The 5416-nt window shown below is 52.6% G+C and carries 4 protein-coding genes; 3 read left to right on the forward strand and 1 reads right to left on the reverse strand.

Annotated features, from left to right (window positions below; genetic code table 11):
• From KK083_RS32165 to KK083_RS32175, 3 genes are all read left to right on the forward strand, one after another.
• On the forward strand, positions 1 to 1017 hold a 1017-nt coding region (locus tag KK083_RS32165), incomplete at its 5' end, for a RagB/SusD family nutrient uptake outer membrane protein (protein WP_254170272.1).
• 25 nt (positions 1018 to 1042) lie between these two features.
• Positions 1043 to 2278: a DUF5000 domain-containing lipoprotein gene (locus tag KK083_RS32170; protein ID WP_254170273.1), complete on the forward strand. Its 1236-nt coding sequence runs from the start codon at positions 1043 to 1045 to the stop codon at positions 2276 to 2278.
• Between the two features lie 12 nt (positions 2279 to 2290).
• Positions 2291 to 3532: a DUF4998 domain-containing protein gene (locus tag KK083_RS32175; protein ID WP_254170274.1), complete on the forward strand. Its 1242-nt coding sequence runs from the start codon at positions 2291 to 2293 to the stop codon at positions 3530 to 3532.
• 157 nt (positions 3533 to 3689) lie between these two features.
• Here KK083_RS32175 and KK083_RS32860 read toward each other — a convergent pair.
• On the reverse strand, positions 3690 to 5416 hold a 1727-nt coding region (locus tag KK083_RS32860), incomplete at its 5' end, for a TonB-dependent receptor plug domain-containing protein (protein WP_254170275.1).

Genomic DNA, 5416 nt, shown 5'->3' on the forward strand with positions numbered 1-5416 from the left:
GAATGGCAGGTGCGCGCGGAGTTTTGTGAAATAGAGGCCAATGCCGAAGTGATCTGGGCGAACACCAACAGCAGGGCCTCTGACATTCAACGTTGGGCCATGGCGATGATCACACCGGCTACGAGTGGCAGCGGCCCGAAGAGTATCCTGGGCGTTACCAACAAGATGGTGGAGATGTTCTACACTGACAAGGGCGTACCCATCACAGAAGCGAAGCAGGCAGATTGGAATTACAACGACAGGCTCTCGCTGAAAACGGCTGGCGTCAACGATCGGTTCTATATCAAACAGGGTGAAAGAACGGTGGCACTCCACTTCAAGCGTGAGCCGCGGTTCTACGCTTTTGTCGGCTTCGACAGGGGCATCTGGTTTGGCAACTGGAGCGGTAACTACGATGCCAAGAAGACCATTTACCATGTGGCTACCCGCAAAGGTGAAACGGCAGCGCGCCAGGGCATCAGCAACTATTGTATTACAGGTAACTATGCCAAGAAGCTCGTGCACCTGCAGACCGCTGGAGCACAGTCTGACGGCAACGTCACAGGCGCCAACATGAATGTTTATCCCTGGCCCGAGATCAGGCTGGCAGACCTGTACCTCATGTATGCCGAAGCGCTCAACGAAGTGAACGGTTACAGCACGGAGACAACACGCTGGATCAACCTGGTACGCGAGCGGGCTTCGCTGCCCACCGTAGAAGAGTCGTGGACCAACTATTCAACGGATCCATCCAAGTACACCACGAAAGAAGGACTGCGGGAGATCATCCAGCAGGAACGCGCCATTGAGCTGATGTTTGAAGGACACCGGTACTGGGACCTGAAGCGGTGGAAGAAAGCGCACGTTGCATTGAACCAACCCATCAGGGCCTGGGATATAACACAGGACAAACCGGAAGCCTATTACACGGAGATCCTGCTGGCGAACCAGCGTTTTTACATGCGCGATTATTTTTTCCCGATCGAGATCTCGGAGATGCAGATCAACAGAAATCTTATTCAGAATCCAGGATGGTAGACATTTTCATTTAAAAACATAAACAATGAAAACATTAGAGAAATTTTTATCCTCATTCCTGCTCCTGGCGTTGTTTGCCATGGCGTGTAGCAAGGATGACCCCATCGGAGACAAAACGAAACCGCAGCCGGTGACCGATCCGGTGGTGACCAATTTACCTGGTGCAGCAATAATCCAGTACACCTTGCCGGATGATCCGAACCTGCTCTACGTGCGGGCCGAATATGAACGCAACGGTGAAAAGCTCGATGCCAAAGCTTCCTTCTATTACAATTATATACTGGTAGAAGGATTTGGCGACACACAACAACGCGAGATCAAACTTTATACGGTAACACGTGCGGGTGTATCCTCTTCGCCAGTGTCAGTAACGATAGAGCCGAAACGTCCGGCTATTTACGATGTGCTGGAGTCGCTGAAGATCGATGTGGCATTTGGTGGCATGATCACGCAGTTCACCAACCTCGCTGCTGAAAATGTTGTGATCGGGGTGTTACGCTGGAGCACGGAAGACGACCGCCTTCATGAATGGGTTACCGTAGATAACTTCTACACCGCGTTGCCATCGGGCAAGTTCGCCGTCAGGCGACAGAAAGCAGTGCCCACCAAATTCGGGTACTTTATCCGGGACCGTTGGAATAACAGAACGGATACCCTGGAGGTTGAGCTGACCCCCTGGTACGAAGAGCAGCTCGATAAGAAGAAGATCGCGCGCGTCACGGGCAAACCTGTGCCCCAGATCCCTCCGCTTCCGGAAAGTGGCATCGGCCTGAAAGACCCCGTAGGCAATCTCGGCTCGTGGCCGTTTGCCAATTTGTTTGACGATACCTATGGCAATACAGGCTATCATACCAACGAACGCAACGATATTCCCATCTGGGTGGCCATGGACCTGGGCGTTACAGCCAAGCTGAGCCGGTATAAATTCTGGCAGCGGAACAGTGGCGACAACTGCGGATTCTGTTACAGCCACGGCAACCCGCACGAGTGGCAGATCTGGGGCACCAACGACATCAACGACGTCAACAGCTGGATCATGCTGGACCATCAGATCATGGTGAAACCCTCCGGATTGCCGGTGGGGCTGATCAGCAACGAAGACAAGGCTGCTGCCGATGCAGGCCATGAATATGATTTTGCCCTCGATAGCCCGCCCGTGAGATACATCGCCTTCAAACACATCGATAATTGGGGAGCGATAGAAGGAGCGAAGGGCTTCATGCATATTGCCGAATTGGAATTCTGGGGCCAGATAAAATAAAATATTATGAACATGAGACGATATATCGCTTACAGCCTTGCGCTGCTTTCAGGTGTCTTTCTGTTGTCGTGCGGCGAGATGGACGATACCTACGATGAGTTCATTGAAGATGGAGAGATCGTTTACTCCGGCAGGCCAAGCCAGTTTACAGCACATTCCGGTAATAACAGAATGGTGTTGTCTTTTTACCTGGTGCCGGACCCGAAGATCATCCGCGCCAAAATACTGTGGCGAAACCCGGAGCTGCCCAGTGGCACCAATCCTTTGCCAGGCCAGCGCAATCCCGGAAAGGATTCTGTCGAGATCGAGATCCGGCCCAACCTCGTAAACAATTATCACGAGCTGGGTATCAGTAATCTGTTGGAGGGCATCTATACATTCGAAATGTACACGTTCGATAAGAATGGAAACTCGTCGATCAGGACTGAAACGATCGGTGAAGTATTCGGCGAAGTATTCAGGAGCTCCATTGTGAACAGGCCGCTGGAACGGGTAGTGCATTACAAGCAGTTCAACAATCCAGACAGTGACCTCGACTTCGAATGGCTGGGCGCTGCCAAAACCATTGTGGCGGTGGATATCAAATACACCAATACCGCGGGCGTTGAGCGGGTGCACAGGGATACGAAAGTTGTGGTGGTGGAGAACAGGCCTCCGGTTTTCCTTTCACGTACCATCGTGCCGAAATACAAGCTCGGCACCAGCGTTCAGTACAGAACAGGTTTTTTGCCGAACACCATGGCAGCGGATACTTTCTGGACCGACTACAAACCCATTGCTGCCGTACAGGAAGATCGCATGATCAGGCCCGGCATCTACAAGATCATCGCACGGCATAGCGGAAAGACGCTTAAGATGCGAAGCAACTCCACCAGCGCCAATGGTCAGGTGGAGCAGAATGTTTATGACAACCTCTTTTCGAGTCAGTGGAGGATCCAGTACAACCCTGAAGGAAATGTGGTTATCAAGAACCTCAACAGCTCTATGGACATGGCCGTGGCCGGCGGCGCTACCGCGGATGGCACCAACATTCAGCAGATCCTTCCCGTTGCCACCGATACCTATGACGAATGGATCATCGAAGCTGCCGACGCCGGTAAAAAATACTTCAGGTTGAAGAACAAGAAGACTGGTAAAGTTGCCGGTGTGCAAAGCGCCTCAACCGCCAATGGACAAAGCGTGCAACAACAAACACTGGTTGCCTCTGCCACCCATCAGCAATTCGAGTTCGAATTTGTACAATCTATAGACTAGCGTAGAAAGAGGAAGGCCTGAAGGGCCTTAATGTCAATATCCCCGGGTGAAGCCCGGGGATATTTGGGCGTTCCCACGTGCCGCAGGTAGTTTAGATCGGGTGATGCGAGTTTTGGCACGTAACACTCACCTCTTGATCATAGCGAGATTGCCACCCTTAATTCACCTTCATCTTGCCTTCACCATGCCCTGGCACACCCTCGTGAGAAATTCCTTCGACCACGATCCGGTACGATGAAAGCACATCCGAGGTAAAGAACGAAACGTGTGCCCTGCCCGTTGAGTCCGTTTTTATCGCCGGCTTCCAGTACAGTGTGCTGCGCAGGTCGGGCAGGTTGTGATTGTCGGACGGTACGTCGTATTTCGGTGTATAGAACTCGCGGGCCTTGTAGAAGCCGGGATACCTGAGATGATGAATGCCCACGATCCGTGGACTTTGAGAGAGTCCGTTCTTGGTATAGATAGCAATCACGCCGTTGCCACCACGCGCGCCGAAGATGGCTGCGCCCGCACCCTTGATCACATCCACCGACTCAACATCGTTAGGCGAGAGGGAGAAGACCATATCGAGGTCCATAGGCACCCCGTCTACCAGCAACAATGGCGTGCCACCACCACGGATGCTGATGGTCATGTTAGGCGGAACACCAATGATATTAACCCCGGCCACCCGCCCCTGGATGGCCTCGAATATGTTGGTATAGCTCAGCATGCTGTCATCTACCTTTAAGGTTACATCGGGTGTGCCGTAGAGCGTGTGCCTTTGTTCTTCTATTTTGGTGCTGGTGATCTCCACTTCCTTCAGCATCGTTGCCTTTCCATCGAGCGCGTCGGCGATGCGATTATATCTTCCGGCCTGTGCCAGGAACTCGTTTGCCTCGAAAGTGTGGAAGGGAGAAGTGTTGTGCTTCAATGACGGCGAAGCATTGAACGGATCCAGGAAGAGCTGCAGCTCCGTCTGTTTTCCCTTGGCATTGTCGGTCTGGATCACCATACCCACAGAATCGTAATATTGCAGGCGGTCTGAATAAAATCTTCCCAGGCTGTCGGCCGTGATGATGATAATATCTCCCAGTGTGGTGAGCACTTTTATTTTACTTCCGATCGCCGGTTTTTTGCCCAGGCTGCGCAGCACTTTTCCACTCACCACAAGTCCATGCTCGGTATAGAAGTGCGACGCCCATACAGAGTCTTTCAGCACCGTTTGCCACGTGAACCTTCTCCAGCCGTGTGTCATCATGAGCAGATCGCGGTGGCGCCGGGTTTCAGAAAGCTCATCTTTTAGATAATATCCCGGCGATGTGACGGTTCCTGCGAGATCGGACGTGAGCAGCAGATAGTTGGTGATGCTCATCGGGTACTCGTCCTGTGTTCTGACCTTCGTATCGTCGTAGATCGACAGTGAAAAATTCCCTGCAACGGGCGCGCCATCCTTGTCAGTCACGGTGATGTCGAGCGCTGCTTTCGATCGTTTCGTATAAGAGGGCTTATCCGCCTTGACCGAAAGTTTCAGGGCATCCTGGTGATTGACAAAGATCAGCCGCTCGCACTGGGGCTCCTGCGCGGCATCGAAGAGTGTGATCTGTGTGATGCCGGTGGGGAACTGGCGCTTGGGTAATATTTTGGTAAGCGTTGTGCCCGTGATCTCTCCCCGTGCTGCGAACGTAACAACACCCCGCGATTGCGCCACCAGGTAAATGAAACACGGATCGGGCGAAAAATTTTTGACGTTCGTGTACGCGATGATCCTGAGGTTGTCTCCTTCTTCCGTCACCCGCAGAATGTATCCCCTGGGTGCGAGCGCCGGCAATGGAAAGAACCCTTCGACGTTCCTGTCTCTTCTACACATCGGACGCTGCCGACGAAGTTGGCTGTGTAGATCTC

This window comes from Chryseosolibacter histidinae, from assembly GCF_018598225.1.
In the GTDB taxonomy this organism is placed as follows: Bacteria; Bacteroidota; Bacteroidia; order Cytophagales; family Cyclobacteriaceae; genus Chryseosolibacter; species Chryseosolibacter histidini.

What these genes read in the sequence shown, in the direction of transcription:
- KK083_RS32175 (WP_254170274.1), top strand. Translation starts at nt 2,291, where the DNA reads ATGAGACGATATATCGCTTACAGCCTTGCGCTGCTTTCAGGTGTCTTT.
- KK083_RS32170 (WP_254170273.1), top strand. Translation starts at nt 1,043, where the DNA reads ATGAAAACATTAGAGAAATTTTTATCCTCATTCCTGCTCCTGGCGTTG.